General features: G+C 73.8%; 20 protein-coding genes. 9 read left to right on the forward strand and 11 right to left on the reverse strand.

All coding sequences use genetic code 11. From position 1 onward, the window contains the following. Nucleotides 1-244 precede the first annotated feature (244 nt). The 3 genes from ssuE to IEV86_RS04320 all read right to left on the reverse strand — a co-directional run bounded on the left by ssuE (nt 245) and on the right by IEV86_RS04320 (nt 3,311). Complete coding sequence (gene ssuE, locus IEV86_RS04310) at nt 245-811, reverse strand: NADPH-dependent FMN reductase (protein WP_043603408.1); 567 nt, start codon at nt 809-811, stop codon at nt 245-247. A gap of 440 nt (nt 812-1,251) precedes the next feature. Then, nucleotides 1,252-1,995 carry an SDR family oxidoreductase gene (locus IEV86_RS04315; RefSeq protein ID WP_043603412.1) on the reverse strand — a complete coding sequence of 248 codons (744 nt, stop codon included), beginning with the start codon at nt 1,993-1,995 and terminating at the stop codon, nt 1,252-1,254. Beyond that, nucleotides 1,992-3,311, reverse strand: a complete 1,320-nt coding sequence (locus tag IEV86_RS04320) for an aspartate aminotransferase family protein (protein ID WP_043603416.1) — start codon at nt 3,309-3,311, stop codon at nt 1,992-1,994. The genes IEV86_RS04315 and IEV86_RS04320 overlap by 4 nt, the downstream gene beginning before the upstream one ends. A gap of 194 nt (nt 3,312-3,505) precedes the next feature. Between IEV86_RS04320 and IEV86_RS04325 the strand changes: the two genes are divergently transcribed. From IEV86_RS04325 to IEV86_RS04340, 4 genes are read left to right on the forward strand one after another with little or no spacing between them, the layout of a single operon-like run. Further along, the gene (locus IEV86_RS04325) at nt 3,506-4,522 is read left to right on the forward strand and encodes a putative F420-0 ABC transporter substrate-binding protein (protein WP_043603476.1); all 1,017 of its coding nucleotides are present in this window, start codon (nt 3,506-3,508) and stop codon (nt 4,520-4,522) included. Continuing rightward, complete coding sequence (locus tag IEV86_RS04330; protein ID WP_043603419.1) at nt 4,519-5,577, forward strand: putative F420-0 ABC transporter permease subunit; 1,059 nt, start codon at nt 4,519-4,521, stop codon at nt 5,575-5,577. Before IEV86_RS04325 ends, IEV86_RS04330 begins: the two co-directional genes overlap by 4 nt. After that, nucleotides 5,574-6,380: a putative F420-0 ABC transporter ATP-binding protein gene (locus tag IEV86_RS04335; RefSeq protein WP_043603478.1), complete on the forward strand. Its 807-nt coding sequence runs from the start codon at nt 5,574-5,576 to the stop codon at nt 6,378-6,380. Before IEV86_RS04330 ends, IEV86_RS04335 begins: the two co-directional genes overlap by 4 nt. Before the next feature lie 5 nt (nt 6,381-6,385). Further along, a complete protein-coding gene (locus IEV86_RS04340; RefSeq protein ID WP_043603422.1) occupies nt 6,386-6,964 on the forward strand; it encodes an HhH-GPD-type base excision DNA repair protein in 579 nt (192 codons plus the stop codon). Between the two features lie 50 nt (nt 6,965-7,014). Here the strand turns inward: IEV86_RS04340 and IEV86_RS04345 are convergent, their stop codons facing one another. From IEV86_RS04345 to IEV86_RS04360, 4 genes are all read right to left on the reverse strand, one after another. Then, complete coding sequence (locus IEV86_RS04345; protein ID WP_043603425.1) at nt 7,015-7,806, reverse strand: coenzyme F420-0:L-glutamate ligase; 792 nt, start codon at nt 7,804-7,806, stop codon at nt 7,015-7,017. After that, nucleotides 7,803-8,804 carry a TIGR03557 family F420-dependent LLM class oxidoreductase gene (locus IEV86_RS04350; RefSeq protein ID WP_043603427.1) on the reverse strand — a complete coding sequence of 334 codons (1,002 nt, stop codon included), beginning with the start codon at nt 8,802-8,804 and terminating at the stop codon, nt 7,803-7,805. Before IEV86_RS04350 ends, IEV86_RS04345 begins: the two co-directional genes overlap by 4 nt. Nucleotides 8,805-8,972: 168 nt before the next feature. Then, nucleotides 8,973-11,501: an ABC transporter permease gene (locus IEV86_RS04355; protein ID WP_043603429.1), complete on the reverse strand. Its 2,529-nt coding sequence runs from the start codon at nt 11,499-11,501 to the stop codon at nt 8,973-8,975. Continuing rightward, on the reverse strand, nt 11,498-12,316 hold the full coding sequence (locus IEV86_RS04360; protein WP_052425908.1) for an ABC transporter ATP-binding protein: 819 nt from the start codon (nt 12,314-12,316) through the stop codon (nt 11,498-11,500). The genes IEV86_RS04355 and IEV86_RS04360 overlap by 4 nt, the downstream gene beginning before the upstream one ends. Before the next feature lie 229 nt (nt 12,317-12,545). Between IEV86_RS04360 and valS the strand changes: the two genes are divergently transcribed. The 5 genes from valS (at nt 12,546) to IEV86_RS04385 (ending at nt 19,676) form a co-directional block, all read left to right on the forward strand. Beyond that, nucleotides 12,546-15,212: a valine--tRNA ligase gene (valS, locus tag IEV86_RS04365; RefSeq protein WP_043603432.1), complete on the forward strand. Its 2,667-nt coding sequence runs from the start codon at nt 12,546-12,548 to the stop codon at nt 15,210-15,212. 190 nt (nt 15,213-15,402) lie between these two features. Continuing rightward, nucleotides 15,403-16,191: a transporter substrate-binding domain-containing protein gene (locus IEV86_RS04370; RefSeq protein WP_052425909.1), complete on the forward strand. Its 789-nt coding sequence runs from the start codon at nt 15,403-15,405 to the stop codon at nt 16,189-16,191. Beyond that, complete coding sequence (locus IEV86_RS04375) at nt 16,191-17,024, forward strand: amino acid ABC transporter permease (RefSeq protein WP_052425910.1); 834 nt, start codon at nt 16,191-16,193, stop codon at nt 17,022-17,024. Before IEV86_RS04370 ends, IEV86_RS04375 begins: the two co-directional genes overlap by 1 nt. Further along, the gene (locus IEV86_RS04380) at nt 17,021-17,782 is read left to right on the forward strand and encodes an amino acid ABC transporter ATP-binding protein (RefSeq protein WP_188484553.1); all 762 of its coding nucleotides are present in this window, start codon (nt 17,021-17,023) and stop codon (nt 17,780-17,782) included. Before IEV86_RS04375 ends, IEV86_RS04380 begins: the two co-directional genes overlap by 4 nt. 82 nt (nt 17,783-17,864) lie before the next feature. Further along, the gene (locus IEV86_RS04385) at nt 17,865-19,676 is read left to right on the forward strand and encodes an AMP-dependent synthetase/ligase (protein ID WP_043603435.1); all 1,812 of its coding nucleotides are present in this window, start codon (nt 17,865-17,867) and stop codon (nt 19,674-19,676) included. Between the two features lie 39 nt (nt 19,677-19,715). Here IEV86_RS04385 and IEV86_RS04390 read toward each other — a convergent pair whose 3' ends face one another. The 4 genes from IEV86_RS04390 to IEV86_RS04405 form a co-directional block, all read right to left on the reverse strand. Then, entirely contained in the window at nt 19,716-20,957 is a 1,242-nt protein-coding gene (locus IEV86_RS04390; protein WP_052425911.1) for a baeRF2 domain-containing protein, read from the reverse strand. Between the two features lie 333 nt (nt 20,958-21,290). Then, complete coding sequence (clpX, locus tag IEV86_RS04395) at nt 21,291-22,559, reverse strand: ATP-dependent Clp protease ATP-binding subunit ClpX (RefSeq protein ID WP_043603438.1); 1,269 nt, start codon at nt 22,557-22,559, stop codon at nt 21,291-21,293. Between the two features lie 164 nt (nt 22,560-22,723). After that, complete coding sequence (locus IEV86_RS04400; RefSeq protein WP_043603441.1) at nt 22,724-23,434, reverse strand: ATP-dependent Clp protease proteolytic subunit; 711 nt, start codon at nt 23,432-23,434, stop codon at nt 22,724-22,726. 47 nt (nt 23,435-23,481) lie between these two features. After that, nucleotides 23,482-24,060 carry an ATP-dependent Clp protease proteolytic subunit gene (locus tag IEV86_RS04405; protein ID WP_052425920.1) on the reverse strand — a complete coding sequence of 193 codons (579 nt, stop codon included), beginning with the start codon at nt 24,058-24,060 and terminating at the stop codon, nt 23,482-23,484. Nucleotides 24,061-24,168: the final 108 nt, after the last annotated feature.

Consider the following 24,168-nt stretch of genomic DNA (forward strand, 5'->3'; position numbering starts at 1 on the left):
GATACTGCTCGGTGCGTGATGGACGCCGTCCCTCGGGACGGTGCGCGTGCCCACCGGCGGCAACCGGTGGGACGAGGTGCCGGGCGGACGGACCATGTCCGCCCGGCACCGCCGTCGGGCTCGGGCCGCCGTCCCGGACGGACCAGGACGGTTCGGACCGGCGCCCCCCAGCGCCGTCGGTCCGGACCACGAGCCCGCGGACCACCACCACCGCGGCAACGACGGTGGTGGCCCCCGGGCGACGTCAGGCGGACGCCGCGAGGGACCGCACGGGGCCCGCGACCTCGCGCAGGGCGAGCCGGAACGCGTCGGCGGTCCGGGCGATGCACGCGCGCGTGGACTCGTCGGCGAGCACGGGGCCGCCGGACGTGTGGTCGATGTGCTGGTCGAGGACGAACCGTCCCGTCGTGATGTGCGACGCCCCGAGGGACACGAGCACGGGCCGGAGCGAGTAGTCGATCGCCAGGAGGTGCGCGACCGTCCCGCCCGTCGCGAGCGGCAGGACGACCTTCCCCTCGAGGGCCCGCTGCGGGAGCAGGTCGAGGAACACCTTGAGCAGCCCCGAGTAGGAGGCCTTGTAGATGGGGGTCGCGACGACGACGCCGTCCGCGGCCAGCACGGCCTGCACCGCCGCGGAGATCTCGGGGGCCGACGTGTCGGCCGCGAGCAGGGCCTGCGCGGGCAGCCTGCGCAGGTCGAGGAACCGGACGTCGTGCCCGGCGAGGACGAGCTCGTCACCGACGTGGTGGCCGAGCGCGGAGGTACGGGACGTGATGGACGGGCTTGCGGTCAGGACGAGGACGGTGGCCATCGTCTGCTCCTCGGGGTCGGGCGCGCGGCAACGCGCTCTGGGTGGACACCGGCGCGCACGGACGCGACGGCGGGCTGGCCGGGCGCGCCGGGGTGGTGACGGGTGCGTCACGGGGCGCGCGGGCAGGTCCGGACGGGTCGTGCCTCGTCCGGCGGGGCGGGAGCCGCGACCGCGGACGCGAGGCGTCCACGGGACCGTCAGGTCGGCGCGGCGGGTGGGCTGCTGGGTGGGCGCTGGGCGGGCTCGGGGCCCGGGGACCTCAGCGGCAGGACGGCAGCGCGGCTCCCGCAGACATGCACATTCGTGCGGCGGCGGCGTCGCGCGGCACGAAGAGCAGTCGGGCGGAAGTCATGTGACGACCTTGACAGCGTGGTCATCACCCGGGAAGCCCCGTCCCAGGATCCGGGACGAAGGTCCCGGCCGCGCGACGGGCGGGGACGTCAGACGCCCGTCCGCGCGATCTTGGTGTTGTGCGCCTGCGCCCGCGGGCGCACCACGAGGAGGTCGACGTTGACGTGCGCGGGCCTGCTCAGCGCCCACGCGATGGTGTCCGCGACGTCGTCGGCGGTGAGCGGCCGGTAGCCCTCGTAGACCTTGGCGGCGCGCTCGGCGTCGCCGCCGAACCGGACGAGCGAGAACTCGTCGGTCGCGACCGCACCGGGGGCGATCTCGACGACCCGCAGCGGCTCGCCCACGACCTCCCAGCGCAGCGTCGTCGCGAGCATCCGCTCGGCGTGCTTGGCCGCGGTGTACCCGCCACCGCCCTCGTAGGCGCCGTGCGCGGCGGTCGACGTGACGACGACGACGTCGCCCTCCCCCGACGCGCGCAGCAGCGGCAGCACGGCCTTCGTGACGCGCAGCGTGCCGAGGACGTTGAGCTCGTACATCGCGCGCCAGCCGTCGACGTCCGAGTCCTCGACCCGGTCCTGGCCGATCGCCGCGCCGGCGTTGTTGACGACCGCGTCGAGCCCCCCGGTCGCGGCGAGGTGAGCGGCCAGCCGTGCGACGTCGTCGTCGCAGGTCACGTCCGCGGGGAACGCCTCCGCCCCGGTCTCGGCCGCGAGCTCGGCCAGGCGGTCCGCGCGCCGCGCCGACGCGACCACCTCCCACCCCTCCCGGCGCAGGCGCCGGACCGTCGCGGCCCCGATGCCCGACGACGCGCCGGTGACGAGCGCGCGCCTCACGCGACCACCTCCGGACCGACCTCGGCCAGGACCTCGTCGAGGACCGCGAGGCCCTCGCGGACCTCGTCGGGCGTGATGACGCAGGGCGGGACGACGTGCACGCGGTTGTCCTGCACGAACGGCAGCACGCCCCGGCGCAGGAGGCCGGCCTTCACGCGCGCCATGGCGTCCGCGTCCACCGGCTCGCGCGTCGCGCGGTCGCGGACGAGCTCGACCGCCCAGAACACGCCGAGCCCGCGCACCTCGCCGACGACGGCGTGGCGGTCGGTCAGCTCGCGCAGGCCCGGCCCGAGCACGTCCTCGCCGATCCGCCGCGCGTTGTCCACGACGCCCTCGTCGGCCATCGCCTCGAGCGTCGCGACGACCGACGCCATGGCGAGCGGGTGCCCCGAGTAGGTCAGCCCGCCCGGGAAGACGCGGTCGTCGAAGGTCGCCGCGATCTCGTCGGAGAGGACGACACCCCCGGCGGGCACGTAGCCGGAGTTCACGCCCTTGGCGAAGGTGATGAGGTCCGGGCGCACGTCGAACCCGTCGAACGCGAACCACTCCCCCGTCCGGCCGAATCCCGCCATGACCTCGTCGAGGACCAGCACGGCGCCGTACCGGTCGCAGATCTCGCGCACGCCCGCGAGGTACCCGGGCGGCGGGACGAGCACGCCCGCGGTCCCGGGGACCGTCTCGAGCAGCACCGCCGCGACCGACGCCGGCCCCTCGGCCCGGATCACGTGGTCGAGGTGCTGCAGCGCACGCTCGGCCTCCTGCTCGGGCGTCGTCGCCCAGAACTCGCTGCGGTACAGGTAGGGGCCGAAGACGTGCACGTGGCCGCGCGCGTACTCGTTCGGGACGCGTCGCCAGTCACCGGTCGCGACCACCGCGGCGCCCGTGTTGCCGTGGTACGAGCGGTACGTCGAGACGACCTTGTCGCGTCCGGTGTGCAGGCGCGCCATCCGGATCGCGTTCTCGTTCGCGTCGGCGCCCGCGTTCGTGAAGAACACCTTCGACATGCCCTCCGGTGCGCGCTCGACGATCGCGCGGGCCGCGAGGCCCCGGGTCAGGTTGGCGTGCGCCGGGGCGACGGTCGGCAGCAGCTCGGCCTGCTCGCGGATCGCGGCGACGACGCGCGGGTGGCGGTGGCCGATGTTCGTGTTGACCAGCTGGCTGGACAGGTCGAGGTAGGTCCGCCCGGCGGTGTCCGTCACGCGGCACCCCTCGGCGGTCTGCACCGCGAGCGGGCTGAGCGTGCCCTGCGCGGACCACGAGTGGAAGACGTGCGCGCGGTCGAGCGCGAGGGCGAGGTCGGGCTCGGCGTGCGTCATGGGGCACCTCCCGTCGGTGGGCGGCTCGCGCCGCGGGCGCTGGGCGCCCGGACGCATCCTGGCACGCGCGCTCGACTAGGCTGGACGCGGATCCCGGACCTGGGCTGGTCCGGCGCTCGGCCTCCGCTCTGGGCCGTGGTCCTCGTCGGCGGGTGTGCCGGCTCCCCCTCCCCACGGAACCCTGGAGCGCCGTCGTGCCCACAACCCCCCGCCTCCTCGTCGCGCCCGTCGTCGGCCTCCTCGGGTGCGTCGGCCTCGTCGCGTGCTCGGCGCCGGCCACGCAGCCGACCGGCGAGCCGGCGGCCGTCACGGCGGGCAGGTCGGACGCGTCGGCGTTCCCCGTCACGGTCGACAACTGCGGCGTCGAGGTGACGCTCGAGGCGCCGCCCGAGCGCGTCGTCACCATCAAGTCGAGCATGACCGAGCTCGTGCTCGCGCTCGGGGCAGGCGACCGCGTCGTCGGGACCGGGTTCCCCGACGGGCCGGTGCCCGACGACCTCGCCGACGAGGCGGGCGACCTCCCCGTGCTCGCCGAGCGCGTCCCGTCGTCGGAGGTCGTGCTCGAGGCCCGGCCCGACCTGGTGATGGCCGGGTGGGAGTCGAACCTCACCGGTGAGGGCGCGGGTGAGCGGGACGTCCTCGCGGGGCTCGGCGTCGCGACGTACGTCTCGCCGTCCGCGTGCAAGGACCCGGCGTACCAGCCGGACCGCCTGACGTTCGACGACGTGTTCGCGGGCATCGAGGAGGCCGGGCGAGTGCTCGGCGCGAGCGACGCCGCGACGGACCTCGTCGAGGAGCAGCGCGCCGCACTCGCGGACGTCGAGGCCGACGACCGCGGGCTCACGGCCCTGTGGTACTCGTCGGGCACGGACATCCCGTACGTCGGGGCCGGGATCGGCGCGCCGCAGATGATCCTCGACGCCGTCGGTCTGCGGAACGTCGCCGCCGACGTGGCGGACACGTGGTCCTCGCTCGGCTGGGAGACGGTCGCCGCGGCCGACCCCGACGTGGTCGTGCTCGTCGACGCGGACTGGAACAGCGCCGAGTCGAAGAAGGAGTTCCTGGCCACGAGCCCCGCGACGCAGAACCTCACCGCGGTGCGCGAGGAGCGGTACCTCGTCGTGCCCTTCCCCGCGTCCGAGGCCGGGGTCCGCAACGTCGAGGCCGCGGCCGAGCTCGCCCGGCAGCTCGCAGCGCTCGACCTCGGATGACGGGCGGGTCCTCGGTCCCGGCAGCCCCGCGCGCGGTCCCCGCGGGGCTGCTCGCGGGCATCGGGGTCGTCGCGCTCGCGCTCTCGGTCACGGTCGCCGTCACGATCGGGCCCGCGGACATCGCCGTCACGGACGTCTGGCGGACGGCGTGGCACCACGTCACGGGCGCGCCGGGCGCGCCCGGGATGGACGCGCTGCGCGACGGGATCGTGTGGCAGCTGCGGTTCCCGCGCGTGCTCACCGCGGCCGCGGTGGGTGCCGGCCTCGCGCTCGCGGGCGCGGTCATGCAGGGCCTGACCCGCAACCCGCTCGCCGACCCCTACCTCCTCGGCCTCTCGGGGGGCGCGTCCCTGGGCGCCGTCGCGGTCCTCGTGCTCGGCGCGGCCGTCCTGCTCCCCGTGGCGGCGTTCGCGGGTGCGGTGCTCGCGCTCGCCGCCGCCCTCGGCCTGGCGGGCTCGCTGGGCCGCATCACGCCCGCGCGCACGATCCTCGCCGGCCTCGCCGTGGGACACCTCGCCGCCGCGGGCACGTCGTTCGTCATCTTCTGGTCCGCGACGGGCGACTCCTACCGCGAGATCCTCGCGTGGCTCATGGGCTCGCTCGCAGGGGCGACCTGGGGCTCGGTCGCGATCGCGGGCGGCGCGCTCGTCGCGCTCGGCACGCTGCTGACCCTGAGCGGGCGCACGCTCGACGCGTTCGCGTTCGGGGACACGGCGGCGTCGGCGCTCGGCGTCGAGGTCGACCGCACGCGCTGGGCGCTGCTGACCGTCGTCGCGCTCCTGACCGGCGCCCTGGTCGCCGTGAGCGGGTCGATCGGCTTCGTCGGGCTGATCCTCCCGCACGCGGTGCGCCTGGTCGCGGGCGCTGCGCACCGCCGGCTCCTGCCGCTCTCGGCGCTCGCGGGCGCCACGTTCCTCGTGTGGGCGGACACCGCGGCGCGCACGCTCTTCGAGCCCCGGGAGCTCCCCGTCGGGATCGTCACGGCGTTCCTCGGTGCGCCGGCGTTCGCACTCCTGCTGTGGCGTCACCGCTCGCGGGCGGGGGCGCTCGGATGAGCCTGCGCCTGGAGGACCTCTCGTGGTCGGTCGACGGGCGCCTCGTCGTCGACGGCGTCGACTGCACGCCCCCGACGGGTGCCCTCACGGGCCTGCTCGGCCCCAACGGGGCCGGGAAGTCGACGCTCCTGCGCCTCGTCGCGGGCGTCGTGCGGGCCGACCGCGGCGGGGCGGTGCTCGACGGCGAGGACCTGCTCGCGCTGCGGCGCCGCGAGCGCGCGAGGCGGCTCGCCCTGGTCGAGCAGGAGGCGGTCGCCGAGGTCCCGCTCACCGTGCGGGACGCGGTGCTGCTGGGGCGCACGCCCCACGGCGGGCCGTGGGCGGGGACGTCACGGCACGACCTCGAGGTGGTCGACGCGGCGCTCGCGGAGGCCGGGGCGGGTGAGCTCGCCGACCGCGTCCTCGGGACGCTGTCGGGCGGCGAGCGCCAGCGCGTGCACGTCGCCCGCGCGCTCGCGCAGGAGCCGCGGCTCCTGCTGCTGGACGAGCCGACCAACCACCTCGACGTCCACGCGCAGCTCGACCTGCTGCACCTGCTGCGGGGGCTCACTCAGCGCGGCGTGACGGTCGTCGCCGCGCTGCACGACCTCAACCTCGCGGCGTCGTCGTGCGACCACGTCGTGCTCCTCGCGCGCGGCCGCGTCGTGGCGGCGGGCGGCGTGCGGGACGTGCTGACGCCGGCCGTCCTCGAGCCCGTCTACGGCGTGCGGTGCCACGTGCTCGAGCACCCCGTCACCGGGCGGCCCGTCCTGACGTTCGACCCGCTCGGAGGGCCCGGCGCGCACGGCGCGGTGGCACGATGACGTCCATGGCTTCCCTGTGGCTCACCGGTGACCCGGAGGCGGACCGCCTGCTCGACGACGACCCGTTCGCGCTCCTGGTCGGCATGCTGCTGGACCAGCAGGTCGCGATGGAGACGGCCTTCGCGGGCCCGCACAAGATCGCCGAACGGATGGGCGGCCTCGACCCTCGGCGGATCGCGGACGCCGACCCCGAGGACTTCGCGGCGCTGTGCGCGACGCCGCCCGCGGTGCACCGCTACCCCGGCTCGATGGCCGGCCGCATCCAGGCGGTCGCGCGCGCGGTCGTCGACGAGCACGACGGCGACGTGACGCGCCTGTGGACCGACGGCGACCCCGACGCGCGCGAGGTGCTGCGCCGGCTCAAGGCCCTCCCCGGGTTCGGCGACCAGAAGGCACGGATCTTCCTCGCCCTGCTCGGCAAGCAGCGTGGCGTCACCCCTCTGGGGTGGCGCGAGGTCGCGGGTGCCTACGGCGAGGAGGGCGCGCACCGCTCGATCGCGGACGTCACGGACGCCGGGTCGCTCGGTCGGGTCCGCGAGACCAAGCGCGCGGCGAAGGCCGCGGCACGCGCCGCGAAGGGCTGACGGCGGGGCCGGCCGGTCGGTCGCCAGGTCGGTCGCCGCGTCGACGCGGCTCAGGCGCTCGGCGCCCGATCGGTGTCGGCCCGCGCGTCGGCGACCCCGCGGGCGTAGGCCTCGGCCGAGCCCTCGCGGAACATGTCCTGCTCGGCGGGCCGGACGAGGACGCGCGCACCCGGTCCGTCGTCGTCGGTCACGTGGGCGGCGAGGCCCCGGACGACGGCGACGGGCCGACCGCCCGCCTTGCCACGCACGAGCTCGCTCGCGGCGGCGACCTCGTCGGCGACCGCGGTGACGGTCACGACGAGCGGCCTGCCGTGCGAGTCCGTGCCGCCGCGCAGGTCGTCCAGCACGCGCAGCCCTGCCGCGCCGATCGCGATGTCGGTGAGGCCCTCGCGCCACGCGCGCCCCGCGGTGTCGGTCACCACGACCGCCAGGCGCACGCCGAACCGGTCCGCGAGCGCGGCCCGCAGGCGTCGCGCGGACGCGTCCGGGTCCTCGGGCAGCAGCAGGACGGTGCCCTCGGGCGTGTTGCTCGCGTCGACACCGGCGGCCGCCATGACCAGCCCGAGCCGGTTCTCGACGATCCGTAGGGTCCCGTGCGCGTGCACCCGCGTCGCGACGACGCGCACGGTCTCCGCCGTGATCGCGTCCTCGCGGTCCGCCGCGGCGACGACGCGGCCCTCGGCCTTCGACACGACCTTGCTCGTGACGACGACGACGTCGCCGTCCGCGAGGCCCTCGGCCTCGAGCAGGTCGCCGACGAGCCGCGCGAGGTCGTCACCGGGCCCGACCTCGCCCATCCCGTCGGGCGCCCACACCGCCAGGCGCGACGACGGCCGCGTCACCGCGACAGGTGCGGCAGCACGTCGCGGCCGAAGACCTCGATCCACTCGCGCTGGTTGCGTCCGACGTTGTGCAGGTAGATCCGGTCGAAGCCGAGGTCGACGTACTTCTGCAGCTCGGCGCGGTGCACGTCGGGGTCGGCGGAGACGACCATGCGCCCCGCGAAGTCCTCGGGCCGCACGAGCTTGGCCATGGCCTCGAAGTCGTGCGGCGAGCGGATGTCGCCCTTGGGGAACTTCATGCCGCCGTTGGGCCACTGCTCGAGCGCGTTCGCCATGGCCTGCTCGTCGGTCTCGGCCCACGACACGTGGACCTGGAGCACCTTGGGCATGGTCGAGGGGTCCTTGCCAGCCTCACGCGCACCCTCCTCGAACTTCGCGAAGAGCCCGCTGATCTTCTCCAGCGGCGCGCCCACGGTGATGAGGCCGTCGGCGTGACGGCCCGTGCGCTTGGCGGTCACGGGGCCGGCCGTCGCCACGAGGATCTCGGGCGGCGTCTCGGGCATCGTCCACAGCCGCGTGGACTCGAGCTTGTAGAAGGTGCCCGAGTGCTTGACGTCCTTGCCGGTGAGGCCCGACTGGAAGAGCTTCTTGATGATCTCGATGGCCTCGAACATGCGGTTGATCCGCTCGGGCGCCTCGGGCCAGTACGTGCCGAGGATGTGCTCGTTGAGCGCCTCGCCCGAGCCGAGACCGAGCCAGTGCCGTCCCGGGTACATCGCCGCCAGCGTCGCCGACGCCTGCGCGACGAGCGCGGGGTGCCAGCGGAAGGTGGGCGCGGTGACGCCCGGGCCGAGGTCGCCCGTCGTGCGCTCGCCGAGGGCCGACAGGACGTTCCACACGAAGGCGGCGTGCCCCTGCGCGGGGACCCACGGCTGGAAGTGGTCGGCCGCCATCACGCCCGAGAAGCCGTGCTGCTCGGCCAGGACGCTGTACTCGACGATCTCCGTCGGGTGGAACTGCTCGAGCGCCGCCGCGTACCCGACCGCCAGACCTGCCACACGACACCTCACGTCCTCGTCGGCCGGCGCGTCCGGCCCGTCCCTGGCGACACTACCCACGCGGCACCGCACGGGGCACACCCGGGCCGCGCCTGCGTACGGCGCGGCCGTGCGGCACGGACGACGCCGGCCCGGCCCGTGCGCGGGGCACGGACCGGGCCGGGAGGGTCACTCGTAGGAGACCGCGTCGAGCACGTCCATCCGGGCGGCCCGGATCGCGGGCCACAGGGCCGCGACCGCGCCGATGACGACGGCGAGCCCGAGCAGGACGCCGAGCTGGCCCCACGGGACGGCGAGCTCGGTGAGCCCCTCGTCGGCGAACACCTGCGGCAGCGTCGCGGCGAGCCCGGTGCCGACCACGAGCCCGAGGACCGTCCCGAAGACCGCGGTGAGGACCGACTCGATCGTCACGACGGTCGCGAGCTGGAGCCGCCCGAGGCCGACCGCGCGGAGCAGGCCGATCTCCCGGGTGCGCTCCGCGATCGACAGCGCGAGCGTGTTGACGATGCCGAGCACCGCGATCACGATCGACAGGCCCAGGAGCGCGTAGAGGATCACGAGCACCTGGTCGACCTGGTCGGCGAGCTCGTCCGCGAACTGCTCGTTGTCGAGCACCGAGACGACGACGTACGGGCGCACGACGTCGGTCACGTCGTCGCGCAGCGCGTCGAGGTCCGCTCCCTCCACGGCGACGACGAACACCGTGTCGATCACGGCCTCGGTCGTCGGGACCAGCTCGGTGAAGACGTCCTCGGGGAGGACCACGGGCGCACCGAGCGCCCGCGAGTCGATCACGGCACCGATCGTCAGCTCGCGCTCGCCTAGGCCCGCACCGACCGTCACGGTGTCGCCCACCGACCAGCCCTCGTCCTCCGCGCGGCTGCGCTGGACCGCGACCTCGCCGTCGGCCATGCGGTCGGTCGACCCCTCGACCACCTCCACGTCGAGCGCCGAGCCGAACGCGCCCGCGGGCAGGCCGAGGCCGAAGTCCGACGTCCCGTCGACGGTCAGCGCGGCGAACCGCACCGGGTCGGCACGGTCGACGCCGTCGAGCGCGGCGACCGCACCCACGACCTCCTCGGGGACGGCCTGCGTGGCCGACTGCACGAGCAGGTCGGACGTCGACTCGTTCTCGACGATGACGCGCGTCGAGGCCTGCGTCGACGCCGCGAGGACCGACGCCGCCCCGACGAGCGCCATGCCGATCATGAGCGCGCTCGCCGTGCTGGCGGTGCGGCGCGGGACCCGCGTCACGTTGCCGCGCGCGAGCGCGCCGAGCGGCCGGACGAGCGCGACGGCGGGTGCCGCGAGGACGCCGAGGGCGGCCGGGACGACCGTCGGCGCGAGCAGCAGGACCGACACGACGACCGACGCCGCGCCGAGGCCGAGGACCGTGCCGGCGTCCTCGGTGCCACGCACCGCGAGCGCGACGGCCGCGATCCCGCCGACGAGCAGCACCGCACCCGCGGCGGCCCGCACGACCGACCTGCGGTCGTGCGTGACGACCTCGTCGCGCATGGCCTCGACGGGCGGCGTGAGCGCCGCCCGTCGCGCCGGGACGGCCGCCGCGACGAGGCTCACGACCGTGCCCGTGACGACCGAGACGACCACCGTGAAGCCGTCGAGCGGGATCCGGCCGGACAGCTCCATGCCCATGGTCGCGAAGAACCCGCGCAGTGCCGCGACGAGGCCGACACCCGCGCCGACGCCGAGCGCCGACCCGAGCAGGCCGACGACCGCCGCCTGCACGAGGATCGTCGAGAAGACCTGGAGCGGCGAGGCCCCCACGGCGCGCAGCATCGCGTACTCGCGCTGACGCTGACGGACGACCATCTGGAACGTGTTGGCGATGATGAACGCGCCGACGAAGAGCGAGATCGCGGCGAACACGAGCAGGAACGTCGAGACGAAGCCGAGCGCCGACTGGACCTGCTCCTCGGACTCCTCGCGCAGCAGCTCGCCCGTGACGGCCGCGACGGTGTCGTCGCCCACGGCGGCGGACAGCGCGTCGACGAGCCCCTCCTGCGTCGTGCCCTCCTCGCCGTACACCGCCATGGTCGCGACGGTGCCGTCGGGCGCGTACGCCGCCGTGGCGGTGTCGACGTCGAGCATGACGATGACGGCACCCGCGAGCGGCGCCGCGAAGGCGGCCTCGCCGACGACCTCGACCTCGGCGAGCGCCCCGCCGACCACGACGGTCGTCCGGTCGCCGACTGCGAGGCCCGACGCCTCGAGCGTCGACGACTCGAGCGCGACCTCGTCGGGGCCCTGCGGCGCACGTCCGTCCACGAGCTCGACCGACGGGTCGTCGTCGTACATGGCCATCGCGAAGCTCGGGGCCCCGTTGCCGCTGATGACCGCGGTGCCCTCGCTGCCGACGACGACGATCGGGCCCGTGATGTCGGGCAGCACGCGGTCGACGCCCTCGACGCGCTCGGCGTCGTCCGCGACGGACAGCGGGATCCGGTTGCGCTCGGTGCCCAGGCCCGTCGGGCTCGTCGTCGAGGTCTCCTGCGCGCCGCGCAGGTAGGCGTCGCCGACGACGGAGCTCGCGATGATGTCCGAGAAGGTGGTCGACAGCATGGTCCGCAGCGCGAACGTGCCGGCCACGAAGGCGACGCCGAGCAGGACGGCGAGCACCGAGAGCAGGAAGCGGCCCAGGTGGCTGCGGATGCCCCGCAGCGCGACCCGGGTCACCGGGTCACCGGGCCGGCGGTCTGCGCGAGGGGCTGCTCGTGACGTCCGTGGCCGTCGCCGTCGCCGGGCGTGAAGCCGCGGAGCGCGTCGAGCACGGTCTCGCGCGTGGGGTCCTCGAGCTCGCCGACGAGGCGGCCGTCGGCGAGGAACAGCACGCGGTGGGCGTACGACGCGGCGGTCGCGTCGTGCGTGACCATGACGATCGCCTGACCGAGCTCGTCGACCGAGCGCCGCAGGAAGCCCAGCACCTCGCCCGACGACCGCGAGTCGAGGTTGCCGGTGGGCTCGTCGGCGAAGACGACCGCGGGCCGCGAGATCAGCGCGCGCGCGCACGCGACGCGCTGCTGCTGACCGCCGGAGAGCTCCCCCGGGCGGTGGTCGAGCCGGTCGCGCAGGCCGACCGCGTCCACCACGGTGTCGAACCACGCGCGGTCGACGGGCCGCCGCGCGATGTCGAGCGGCAGGCGGATGTTCTCCTCGGCGGTGAGCGTGGGGATGAGGTTGAAGGCCTGGAAGACGAAGCCGAGCCGGGTGCGGCGCAGGCGCGTGAGCCGGCGCTGGTTCATCCGGCCCACGTCCTCGCCGTCGACGACGACGGTGCCCGCCGTCGGGGTGTCGAGCCCCGCCATGCAGTGCATCAGCGTCGACTTCCCCGAGCCCGAGGGGCCCATGATCGCGGTGAGCTCACCGCGCGCGAAGTCGACGGAGACGCCGTCCAGCGCCCGGACGACCGCCTCTCCCCTGCCGTAGGTCTTGACCAGGTCCCGCGCGGAGGCGATGGGTCCCACCCCGGGGTCCGCGGCCAGTGCTCGCATGTTCGTGTCCTTCGTCGTCGCAGTGGTCGCGGGTCGCCGTCGTCCCGCGTGTCGGGTCGATCGTGCTGGACCGCAGCCCGGCACCGACATCGGGGACGGCCCTGAACCGGCCCCTGAACGGGCCCTGAGTCCCAGGGTCGCCCACCCCGAGGACGGACGACAGACCCTGCGGGTTCCCGTGCCGCTCGCGTGCACGGGCGGACCCCGCGGTCTGGGAGAATCGGCGCCCATGAGCGACCTCCCCACGACGTCCCCCAGCACCCCGGCGCCGACGACGGCGTCCCGGGTACCGGACAAGGTGAGCCTGGACGGCCTCGAGGGCCGGTGGGACGCCGCCTGGGCCGAGCAGGGCACGTACTCCTTCGACCGGACCGCGACGCGCGAGCAGGTGTTCTCGATCGACACCCCGCCGCCCACGGTCTCGGGCTCGCTGCACGTGGGCCACGTCTTCTCGTACACGCACACGGACGTCGTCGCGCGGTTCCAGCGGATGCGCGGCCGCGAGGTCTTCTACCCGATGGGCTGGGACGACAACGGGCTGCCCACCGAGCGCCGCGTGCAGAACTACTACGGCGTGCGCTGCGACCCGTCCCTGCCGTACGACGCCGGCTTCGTGCCGCCGCTGGAGGGCGCCGAGGGCAAGAGCGTCAAGGCGGCCGACCAGGTGCCGATCTCGCGGCGCAACTTCGTCGAGCTGTGCGAGCGGCTCACGGTCGAGGACGAGCGCCAGTTCGAGGCCCTGTGGCGCCGGCTCGGGCTCTCGGTCGACTGGTCGCACCACTACCAGACCATCGGCGAGAAGGCGCGCGCCGTGGCGCAGAAGGCGTTCCTGCGCAACCTCGCGCGCGGCGAGGCATACCAGGCCGAGGCCCCGGGCCTGTGGGACGTGACGTTCCAGACGGCCGTGGCGCAGGCCGAGCTCGAGGCCCGCGAGTACCCGGGCCACTTCCACCGCGTCGCGTTCCACCGCACCGACGGCTCGGGACCCGTGCACATCGAGACGACGCGCCCCGAGCTCATCCCCGCGTGCGTGGCGCTCGTCGCGCACCCCGACGACGAGCGCTACCAGGACCTGTTCGGCACCACCGTGCGCTCGCCGCTGTTCGACGTCGAGGTCCCCGTGCTCGCGCACCCGGCCGCCGAGCCCGACAAGGGTGCGGGCATCGCGATGTGCTGCACGTTCGGCGACCTGACGGACGTGCAGTGGTGGCGCGAGCTCCAGCTGCCGACGCGCTCGGTCGTCCAGCGCGACGGGCGCCTGCAGCGCGAGACGCCCGAGTGGGTCACGACCGAGACCGGGCGGGAGCACTACGAGCAGCTCGCGGGCAAGACGACCTTCTCGGCACGCACCGCGGTCGTCGAGGGGCTGCGCGCGTCCGGCGACCTGGACGGCGAGCCCACGCCGACGCAGCGCATGGCGAACTTCTTCGAGAAGGGCGACAAGCCCCTCGAGATCGTCACGTCGCGCCAGTGGTACATCCGCAACGGCGGACGCGACGAGGGCACGGGCGCGGGCCTGCGCGATGCGCTCCTCGCACGCGGTCGGGAGCTGCAGTTCCACCCCGACTTCATGCGCGTGCGCTACGAGAACTGGGTCGGCGGCCTCAACGGCGACTGGCTCATCTCACGGCAGCGGTTCTTCGGCGTCTCCATCCCGCTGTGGTACCCGGTCGACGCGGACGGCGAGGTCGACCACGACCACCCGATCGTGCCCGACGAGGCGTCGCTGCCCGTCGACCCCAGCAGCGACGTCCCGCCCGGGTACACCGAGGACCAGCGCGGCGTGCCCGGGGGGTTCGTCGGCGAGGCCGACGTCATGGACACCTGGGCGACGTCGTCGCTCACGCCGCAGATCGCGGGTGGCTGGGAGACCGACCCGGACCTGTTCGAGCGCGTCTTCCCGATGGACGTGCGCCCGCAGGGCCAGGACATCATCCGCACGTGGCTGTTCTCCACGGTCGTGCGGTCCCACCTCGAGCACGGCTCGCTGCCGTGGAAGCACGCCGCGATCTCCGGCTGGATCCTCGACCCCGACCGCAAGAAGATGTCGAAGTCCAAGGGCAACGTCGTGACGCCCATGGGGCTCCTCGAGGAGCACGGCTCGGACGCGGTCCGCTACTGGGCGGCGTCCGCGCGGCTCGGCACGGACGCGGCGTTCGAGGTCGGCCAGATGAAGATCGGGCGGCGGCTCGCGATCAAGGTCCTCAACGCGAGCAAGTTCGCCCTCGGGTTCGCCGGCGAGGCCGACCTGGACCGTCCGCTCGACCCGCAGGCGGTCACGGTCGCGCTCGACCGGGCGATGCTCGCGGGGCTCGCGGACGTCGTCGAGAAGGCCACCGCCGCGCTCGAGGCCTACGACCACACGCGCGCTCTCGAGCTCACCGAGACGTTCTTCTGGACCTTCTGCGACGACTACCTCGAGCTCGTCAAGGACCGTGCGTACGGCTCGGGCGACGAGACGCCGACCGCCGCGACGCTGTCGGCGCGTGCCGCCCTCGGCATCGCGCTCGACACGCTCCTGCGTCTCCTCGCGCCCGTGCTGCCGTTCGCGACCGAGGAGGTCTGGTCGTGGTGGCGCAGCGGCTCGGTGCACCGCGCCGCGTGGCCCGAGGCGGCACCGCTGCGCGAGGCGGCCGGCGACGCGGACCCCGCGACGCTCGACGCCGCGGGCCGGGCGCTCGCCGCGCTGCGCAAGGTCAAGTCCGAGGCGAAGGTCTCGATGCGCACGGTCATCACCGAGGCCGAGCTCGCGGTGCCGGCGGCGCAGCGCGCGCTCGTCGAGCTCGCCGTCGACGACGTGCGCGCCGCGGGCCGGACGGTCGCGCTGCGGCTCGTCGCGGACGACGTCGAGGTCGCCCAGGTCCGGCGCGCCGAGCTCGAGGCGCCGACCACCTGACGCGACGCGGCCGGGTGCGGCCCGGCGAGGCGCAGCGAGGGCCCTGCCACCCGACCCGGGCGGCAGGGCCCTCGCCCGTGGTGGGTTGCTGACGACGGGACGTTCGTCACACCGGGGCGCCTGTGTGCATACCTATCGTGCGGAGCGGATAAAGTTTCACGCGCCTGATCCGCTCCTCGAAGGGACCACCATGCCCAGGACCCACGCCGCCGCGACCGCCGTCGCGCTGTCCGCGCTCGCCCTCGCGGGCTGCAGCTCCACGGCGACCGACGACGACGCCGCCGCGTCGGGCGAGGTCCAGCTCGTCCGCGAGGGCGTCCTGACGATGTGCACGAACCCGCCCTACGAGCCGTTCGAGTACGAGCAGGACGGCGAGGTCGTGGGCCTCGACGTCGACGTCGTGCGCGAGGTCGCCGACGACCTCGGCGTCGAGCTCGAGGTCGTCGTGACGCCCTTCGAGGGCATCCAGTCCGGTGCCGACCTCAACGCGGGCAACTGCGACGTCGTCGCGTCCGGCATCACCATCACCGAGGAGCGCGAGGAGAACATGGACTTCTCCGCGCCGTACTTCGACGCCGACCAGGGTCTGCTCGTCGCCGCCGGCTCGGGGCTCGACTCGGTCGAGGCGCTCGAGGGTCTGCAGGTCGGCGTCCAGCAGGCCACCACCGGGCTGGACTGGGCCGCCGAGCAGGGCCTGAGCACGGTCGAGTTCGAGGATCTCGGCCTCCAGGTGCAGGCGCTGCGCAACGGCTCGGTCGACGCGGTCGTCAACGACATCGCGGTCCTCGGCCCCTTCGCCGACGACGAGCTCGAGATCGGCACGACGTTCACGACCGGTGAGCAGTACGGGCTCGGCGTCGAGACCGGCAACACGGCGCTGCTCGAGGCCGTCGACGCGACCCTCGAGCGGATCCGCGAGGACGGCACGTACGACGCGATCTACGAGACGCACATCGGCACCGCGCCGTCGGAGGGTTGATGAGCCCGGCCGTCGAGCCGGTCCGGATCGAGCCCCGGACCGGCCTGAGCCCCCGGCGCCGCGCGGAGATGTCGCGCCGCGTCCAGTACGTGCTGCTCGTCGTGCTCGTGGTGGTGCTCGTGCTCACGGTCAACTGGCGGCAGTTCGCGGACGCGTTCCTCGACCCCGAGGCCGTCCAGGCGCTCGCACCGCGCCTGCCGCGTGCGGCGCTCAACACGCTGGTCTACACCGTGTCCGCGTTCGCCGTCGGGCTCGCGCTCGGGCTCGTGCTCGCGCTCATGAAGCTCTCGAGCGTGCGCGTCTACCGCGCGATCGCCACGGGCTACATCGAGTTCTTCCGCGGCATCCCAGCGCTGCTCGTGGTGTTCGCGTTCGGCTACGGCGTCCCCGCCGCCTTCGACGTGCGCTTCGACTCCGTCGTCCTGCAGATCGCCATCGCGCTCGGGATGGTGTCCGCCGCGTACATCGCCGAGACCCTGCGCGCGGGGATCCAGGCCGTGCCCAAGGGTCAGGTCGAGGCGGCCCGGTCGCTCGGCATGTCGCCCGGACGCACGATGCTGCACGTGGTGGTGCCGCAGGCGTTCCGCATCGTGCTGCCCCCGCTGACCAACGAGGCCGTGCTCCTGGTCAAGGACACTTCGCTGATCTTCGGGCTCGGCCTGACGACGAGCCAGTTCGAGCTCACCCGGCTGGGCCGCGACGGGATCAACCAGGCCGGCGGCGGGCTCACCGCCGTCGTCCTCGTCGGGCTCGTCTACCTCCTCATCACGATCCCGCTCAGCAGCGTCACGCGCTGGCTCGAGCGGACGACCGGCCACAAGGGGCACGTATGAGCGCGAGCACGTCCGTCGTCCAGGTCGAGGGCCTGCACAAGTCCTTCGGCGAGCGCGAGGTGCTCCGCGGGATCGACCTCACGGTCGACCAGGGCGACGTCGTGTGCGTCATCGGGCCGTCCGGGTCGGGCAAGTCGACCCTCCTGCGGTGCGTCAACCTGCTCGAGCAGCCGACCGCGGGCACGGTGCGCGTCCTCGGCACCGAGGTCACCGACCCGGACGTCGACATCGACCGCGTCCGCACGCACGTCGGCATGGTGTTCCAGGGCTTCAACCTCTTCCCGCACCGCTCGGTGCTCGACAACTGCACCCTCGCGCAGCGCACCGTGCTCAAGCGGTCGCGCGAGGAGGCGGAGGCGGTCGCGCGGCGCAACCTCGAGCACGTCGGCCTCGCCGACCGCGCGGCCTCGATGCCGGGTCAGCTGTCCGGCGGCCAGCAGCAGCGCGTCGCGATCGCCCGCGCGCTGAGCATGGACCCGGCGCTCATGCTCTTCGACGAGCCGACGTCGGCGCTCGACCCCGAGCTCGTCGGCGACGTCCTCGCGGTCATGCGGGACCTCGCCGACGCGGGCATGACGATGCTCGTCGTCACGCACGAGATGGCCTTCGCGCGCGAGGTCGCCGACCGGGTCGTCTTCATGGACGACGGGCTCGTCGTCGAGCAGGGCACGGCCGACCGCGTCATCGGCGCGCCGACCGAGGACCGCACGCGGTCGTTCCTGTCGCGCGTGCTGGATCCCACGCACCGGCACGTCTGACCCAGGGCGGCGGCCTCCCCCGCCGGTAGGGTCGACGAGCCCACCCGGCAGCCGCCCCGCCCCGGAGAGACCGGAGAGACCTGTGCGCGAGACGACGAGTCCGAGCCTCATCACGCCCGACCCGACGCTGTCGATCCCCGGCCTGCTCGCGGGCCGGCTCGCGGCCGACCCGCACGGCCCCTTCGCCGAGCGGAAGGCCGCGCTCGGGAGCGCCTGGACACCCGTCACGGTGCAGGAGTTCGCCGACCAGGTCGCGGCGGCCGCGCGCGGCCTCGTGGCCCTCGGCGTCGCGCCGGGCGACCGGGTGTCGATCATGAGCCGGACGCGGTACGAGTGGACGCTCCTCGACTTCGCGGTGTGGGCCGCGGGCGGCGTGCCCGTGCCGGTGTACGAGACGTCGTCCGCCGAGCAGGTCGCCTGGATCCTCGCGGACGCCGGGGTGCGGCTCGCGGTGGTCGAGAGCCGCGCGCACGCGACGCTGACGGAGTCGGTCCGCGACCGCCTGCCGGACCTCGGCACCGTGCTCGTCATCGAGGAGGGCGCCGTCGACGAGCTCGCCGAGGCGGGCGCCTCCGTGGAGCCGGCCGAGGTCGAGCGGCGCAGCCGGCTCGCGACCGCGGACGACCTCGCGACCGTCATCTACACGTCCGGGACGACGGGGCGTCCCAAGGGCGTCGAGCTGACGCACGGCAACTTCGTCTCGCTGAGCCTCGAGGGCGTCGCGGGCCTGTACGACGTGTGCGCCGCCCCAGGTTCGCGGACCCTGCTCTTCATGCCGCTCGCGCACGTGTTCGCGCGGTTCATCGAGGTCCTGTGCGTCGCGTCGGGAGCCGTCATCGGCCACACGCCGGACACCAGGAACCTCGTCGCGGACCTCGGCACGTTCCACCCGACGTTCATCCTGTCCGTCCCGCGCGTCTTCGAGAAGGTCTACAACGCGGCCGAGCAGAAGGCCGCGGGGGGCGTGAAGCTCCGCCTGTTCCGCTGGGCCGCGAAGACGTCGATCGTCTACTCGCGCGCACTCGACACCGCGGACGGGCCGAGCCCCGCGCTGCGGGCCCAGCACGCGCTCGCCGACCGGCTCGTCCTGTCCCGGCTGCGTGCGACGCTCGGCGGCGCGGCCCGGTACGCGATCTCGGGCGGCGCACCCCTCGGCGAGCGCCTCGGCCACTTCTACCGCGGGCTCGGGCTGACCGTGCTCGAGGGGTACGGGCTGACCGAGACGACCGCACCGACCGCCGTCAACCGACCGGGCTCGGTCCGGATCGGCACGGTCGGGCCCCCCTTCCCAGGCGCGTCGGTCCGGATCGCCGACGACGGCGAGATCCAGGTCCGCGGGGCGCACGTGTTCCGCGGCTACCGCGGCAACCCCGAGGCCACCGCCGAGGCGTTCGACGACGACTGGTTCCGCACGGGCGACCTCGGGACGATCGACGACGACGGCTGCCTGCGGATCACCGGTCGGAAGAAGGAGATCATCGTCACCGCGGGCGGCAAGAACGTCGCCCCCGCCGTGCTCGAGGACCGGCTGCGCGGCCACCCGCTCGTGAGCCAGGTCGTCGTCGTCGGTGACGGCCGGCCGTTCATCGGGGCGCTCGTGACGCTCGACGCCGAGATGCTGCCCGGGTGGCTCGCGGGTCACGGGCTGCCGCCCATGGACGTCGCCGCCGCCGCGGTCCACCCGACGGTGGTCGCGGCGCTGGACCGAGCCGTGGAGCGCGCGAACGAGGCCGTCTCGCGCGCCGAGTCGATCCGGCGGATCTCCGTGCTCACGTCCGACTTCACCGAGACCAACGGCTACCTGACGCCGTCGCTCAAGGTGCGTCGCGCGCGGGTCCTCGAGGACTTCGCGAGCGAGGTGGACGCGCTCTACGGGACCGCACCGGCCGGCTGACCGGGTGGACGCCGGCCGGTGCGGTTCCCGGTCGGTCCGTCAGCCGACGTCGGGTCCCGCGGAACGTCGAGCGCCCTGGTTGTGACCGCCGCGGCGGTGGCTGTCGGCCGTGTAGCTCGGGGCCGTCTCGTGAGGCGTCGCCGCGTCGGTCCAGCGCAGCAGCGCGCCGAGCCCGTCGACGAGCGACACGCTGCCCTCGAGCGCGAAGGTGAAGCCCGCGTCCTGCGCGAGCGCGGCGCGCAGCACCGCGATGTCGGCACGCAGCTCGCGCTGGTCCGCCGACGGGACGCCGAGCGACTCGAGGTCGCCCCGCGACAGCCCGAGCTGGAGCGGCTCGGGTCCCACCCACAGCGTCCGCTCGTTGAGGTGCGCGACCGAGTCGCCCGCCGCGTTCCGGACGACGACGAGCTCGTCCACCTGGCCCTTGCGCAGCACGTCGACGACGTCACCCAGCTCCGTCACAGCGCCGTCGCCGCGGCCCAGGCCCTCACGCAGACGGTCGACGACGGCCTCGCGGCGGCGTGCACGGTAGGCCTCGAGGACCTGACCCACGTTGCGCGCGAACACGTCCTCCTTGACGCCGTCGGCGCGCGACCCGCCCGGGACGTCGACGAGGACCTCCTTCGTGGCGTGGCCGGCGGCGTCGCGGACGAGCGGCACGGCACGGACGTCGCCGGTCAGCAGCACGAGCTCGGGGCGGTACCGCGTGACGAGTCGCTCGACCTCGGCCGCGACCGCCTCGGCGTTGCGCTCCCACGAGTCCTCGACGCGCTCCTGGAACCGTCGGTGCGACCAGCCCCCGCCCCCGAACTTGTGGAGCACGTCGTGGCCCCCCTCGACGTGGCCGAGGTCGGTGTCCGCGTCGTGCGAGTCCACGCCCGACCAGCTGAGGTCCGCGCCCGCCCGGTCCACCTCGACGAGCAGGTACCGCACGGCCTCGTCGGCCGCGCGGACGGCGGGCATGAGGGACGGGGTGCCGTCGTGGAACGCCTCGTCCCGCACGGGCGGGTCCGCGAGGACGTGGTCGAACAGGATCTCGTCGCGCGACGCGACGACGTAGCGCCCGTGCGGTCCGGGGACGTGCGTCGGCCGGAGCACGACCTCCTGGATCGCGTCGAGGGTCTCGCCCGGCGCTCCACGATGCTCCAGCTCGCGCCGGAGGCCGTTCCACCGGCTGCGGATCTCGCGGTCCCCCGCCTCGTCGGCGCGGGTCACGTCGAGGCAGACCGTCGTCAACGGTCCGCCGTGGTGGAGCAGGGGCTTGAGCGAGTCGAGCTTCATCGAGCACCTCACGATCGGTCGCTGGGGGCGCCTCGGACGCCCCGTCGGTCCCCTCCCACCTTGGTGCACGGCTCCCGGCTGCGCCACCTCTTCACCGCACCGGATGGGCGCGTCCCGCAGGCTGGACGAGCCCGCGTCCGCACAGCGCCCGCCACGGGACTCCGGGTCCTCTCCGGGCGTCCCCGAGCAGGCCCGGACTGCCGCTGGACCCGCGCGTCGGGAACGCCCGACGACGGACGCGCAGGGCCGGCCGGATGGACCACGAGGGCCCGGTAGGAGTCCCACCGGGCCCTCGTCGGGCGACGTGCGTGCGGCGACGCAACGCCGCGCGTGTCAGGCCGACTTCTCGCGGGGGGTCCGCTTCGGTGCCTCGCGCGGGACGATCGTCGGGTTGACGTTCTCGAGAACCACCTCGCGGGTGATGACGACCCGGGCGACGTCGTCACGGCTGGGGACGTCGAACATCACCTGCTGGAGGACCTCCTCGAGGATGGCACGGAGACCGCGCGCACCCGTGCCGCGCAGCAGCGCCTGGTCCGCGACCGCCTCGACGGCGTCGGCCGTGAACTCGAGCTCGACGCCGTCGATCTCGAACATCCGCTGGTACTGCTTGATGAGGGCGTTGCGCGGCTCGGTGAGGATCCGCACGAGCGCAGCCTGATCGAGCGGCGACACGGTGGTGATGACCGGGACGCGCCCGATGAACTCGGGGATGAGACCGAACTTCAGCAGGTCCTCGGGCATGACGTCGCCGAACACGTCGGTGTCGTCGGCCGAGTGCAGCGGGGCCCCGAAGCCGATGCCACGGCGCCCTGCGCGCGACGTGATGATCTCGTCGAGGCCGGCGAACGCGCCCGCGACGATGAACAGCACGTTCGTCGTGTCGATCTGGATGAACTCCTGGTGCGGGTGCTTGCGACCACCCTGGGGCGGGACCGACGCGGTCGTCCCCTCCAGGATCTTCAGGAGCGCCTGCTGGACGCCCTCGCCCGAGACGTCGCGCGTGATCGACGGGTTCTCGCTCTTGCGGGCGATCTTGTCGACCTCGTCGATGTAGATGATGCCCGTCTCGGCCTTCTTGACGTCGTAGTCGGCGGCCTGGATGAGCTTGAGGAGGATGTTCTCGACGTCCTCGCCGACGTACCCGGCCTCCGTGAGCGCGGTCGCGTCCGCGATCGCGAACGGCACGTTGAGCATCTTCGCGAGCGTCTGCGCGAGGTACGTCTTGCCGCAGCCCGTGGGCCCGATGAGCAGGATGTTGGACTTCGCGAGCTCGACCTCGTCACCCTCGCCGCGGGCGGCCTCGCCCGCCTGGATGCGCTTGTAGTGGTTGTACACGGCGACCGCGAGCGACCGCTTGGCGGGCTCCTGGCCGACGATGTACTGCTCGAGGAAGTCGAAGATCTCCCGCGGCTTGGGGAGCTCGACCATGCCGACCTCGGTCGCCTCGGCGAGCTCCTCCTCGATGATCTCGTTGCACAGGTCGATGCACTCGTCGCAGATGTAGACGCCAGGTCCGGCGATGAGCTTCTTGACCTGCTTCTGGCTCTTTCCGCAGAAGGAGCACTTCAGCAGGTCAGCGCCTTCCCCGATGCGTGCCACTGCTGTCTCCCTCCCGGTGGGCGTCCGACGCCCGCTCGTACCCCCATTGCACACCACGCCCGCCCGGCTGTCAGCCGCGGCGCTGCGCGTGTCCACGGTCGTGACCGTGTCGTCATCCAATCGGCCGGGCGGGGTGCCGCCTGAGCGACACCCCGCCGTCGACGTCACGCCGGGAGGCTCGGCGCCTTCCTGCTCGCGAGCACCTGGTCGACCAGACCGTACTCGAGCGCCTGCTGCGCGGTGAGGATCTTGTCGCGCTCGATGTCGTTGCGGATCTTGTCGACGTCCTGGCCCGTGTGCCGGGCCAGCGTCTCCTCGAGCCACTCGCGCATGCGGATGAGCTCGTTCGCGTGGATCTCGATGTCCGAGGCCTGCGCGTAGCCGCCGCCCTCCATCGCGGGCTGGTGGATCAGCACCCGCGCGTTCGGCAGCGCCAGCCGCTTGCCGGGGGCGCCGGCCGAGAGGAGCACCGCGGCGGCCGACGCGGCCTGACCGAGGCACACCGTCGCGATCTGCGGCTTGATGTACTGCATCGTGTCGTAGATCGCCGTGAGCGCGGTGAACGAGCCGCCGGGCGAGTTGATGTAGATCGTGATGTCGCGGTCCGGGTCCTGGCTCTCCAGGACCAGGAGCTGGGCCATCACGTCGTCGGCCGAGGCGTCGTCGACCTGCACCCCGAGGAAGATGATCCGGTCCTCGAACAGCTTGGTGTAGGGGTCCTGGCGCTTGAACCCGTAGGCCGTGCGCTCCTCGAACTGGGGCAGGACGTAGCGCGACGACGGCGTGCCGTACGGCAGCGCGCCACGGCCGGCGGTCCCGCCGAAACCGCCCGCCAGGGCGGAGGCGCGGGCGATGAACTGGTGCTCGGTGCTCACTGGTGCTCCTCGGTGTGTGGTGGCCGTCGGGCGTCGGGCGGGGCCGCTCAGGCCCCGGTGGTCCCGCCGCCGCCGCTGACCGACCGGGCGTGCGTGACGACGTGGTCGATGAAGCCGTACTCGAGGGCCTCGGGAGCGGTGAACCAGCGGTCGCGGTCGGCGTCCGCGTTGATCTGCTCGACGCTCTTGCCCGTCTGCTCGGCCGTGAGCTCGGCGAGGACGCGCTTCATGTGGAGGATCAGCTCGGCGTTGATGCGCACGTCGGTCGCGGTCCCGCCGATGCCGCCCGACGGCTGATGCATCATCACGCGGGCGTGCGGCGTCGCGTAGCGCTTGCCCTTGGCGCCCGAGGAGAGCAGGAACTGCCCCATCGACGCCGCCATGCCCATCGCGACGGTGGCGACGTCCGGCTCGATGTACTGCATCGTGTCGTAGATCGCCATGCCCGCCGTGATCGAGCCACCGGGCGAGTTGATGTAGAGGTAGATGTCCTTCTCGGGGTCCTCGGCGGCGAGGAGCATCATCTGCGCGCAGATCGCGTTCGAGTTCTCGTCCCGGACCTCGGAGCCGAGCCAGATGATGCGCTCGCGCAGCAGACGGTTGTAGATGCTGTCGTTGAGGCCCATCGAGGGGCCCTCACCGCGCGCGTCGCGCGGCGTCAGGTCTGCGTGCGTCGTCCCGTTCACAGCTCTCCTCGTCGTGGACCACCCGGGGAGTCCCCCGGCCCTCTCGGT

Origin of the sequence: Cellulomonas carbonis, assembly GCF_014636275.1 — a bacterium.
GTDB classification, from domain to species: domain Bacteria; phylum Actinomycetota; class Actinomycetes; order Actinomycetales; family Cellulomonadaceae; genus Actinotalea; species Actinotalea carbonis.

Excerpts from the sequence above, each read along its gene's own strand:
- ssuE (WP_043603408.1), bottom strand. The coding sequence starts at position 811 with ATGGCCACCGTCCTCGTCCTGACCGCAAGCCCGTCCATCACGTCCCGT.
- IEV86_RS04320 (WP_043603416.1), bottom strand. The coding sequence starts at position 3,311 with ATGACGCACGCCGAGCCCGACCTCGCCCTCGCGCTCGACCGCGCGCAC.
- IEV86_RS04330 (WP_043603419.1), top strand. The coding sequence starts at position 4,519 with ATGACGGGCGGGTCCTCGGTCCCGGCAGCCCCGCGCGCGGTCCCCGCG.
- IEV86_RS04335 (WP_043603478.1), top strand. The coding sequence starts at position 5,574 with ATGAGCCTGCGCCTGGAGGACCTCTCGTGGTCGGTCGACGGGCGCCTC.
- IEV86_RS04340 (WP_043603422.1), top strand. The coding sequence starts at position 6,386 with ATGGCTTCCCTGTGGCTCACCGGTGACCCGGAGGCGGACCGCCTGCTC.
- IEV86_RS04360 (WP_052425908.1), bottom strand. The coding sequence starts at position 12,316 with ATGCGAGCACTGGCCGCGGACCCCGGGGTGGGACCCATCGCCTCCGCG.
- valS (WP_043603432.1), top strand. The coding sequence starts at position 12,546 with ATGAGCGACCTCCCCACGACGTCCCCCAGCACCCCGGCGCCGACGACG.
- IEV86_RS04370 (WP_052425909.1), top strand. The coding sequence starts at position 15,403 with ATGCCCAGGACCCACGCCGCCGCGACCGCCGTCGCGCTGTCCGCGCTC.
- IEV86_RS04375 (WP_052425910.1), top strand. The coding sequence starts at position 16,191 with ATGAGCCCGGCCGTCGAGCCGGTCCGGATCGAGCCCCGGACCGGCCTG.
- IEV86_RS04380 (WP_188484553.1), top strand. The coding sequence starts at position 17,021 with ATGAGCGCGAGCACGTCCGTCGTCCAGGTCGAGGGCCTGCACAAGTCC.
- IEV86_RS04390 (WP_052425911.1), bottom strand. The coding sequence starts at position 20,957 with ATGAAGCTCGACTCGCTCAAGCCCCTGCTCCACCACGGCGGACCGTTG.
- IEV86_RS04405 (WP_052425920.1), bottom strand. The coding sequence starts at position 24,060 with ATGGGCCTCAACGACAGCATCTACAACCGTCTGCTGCGCGAGCGCATC.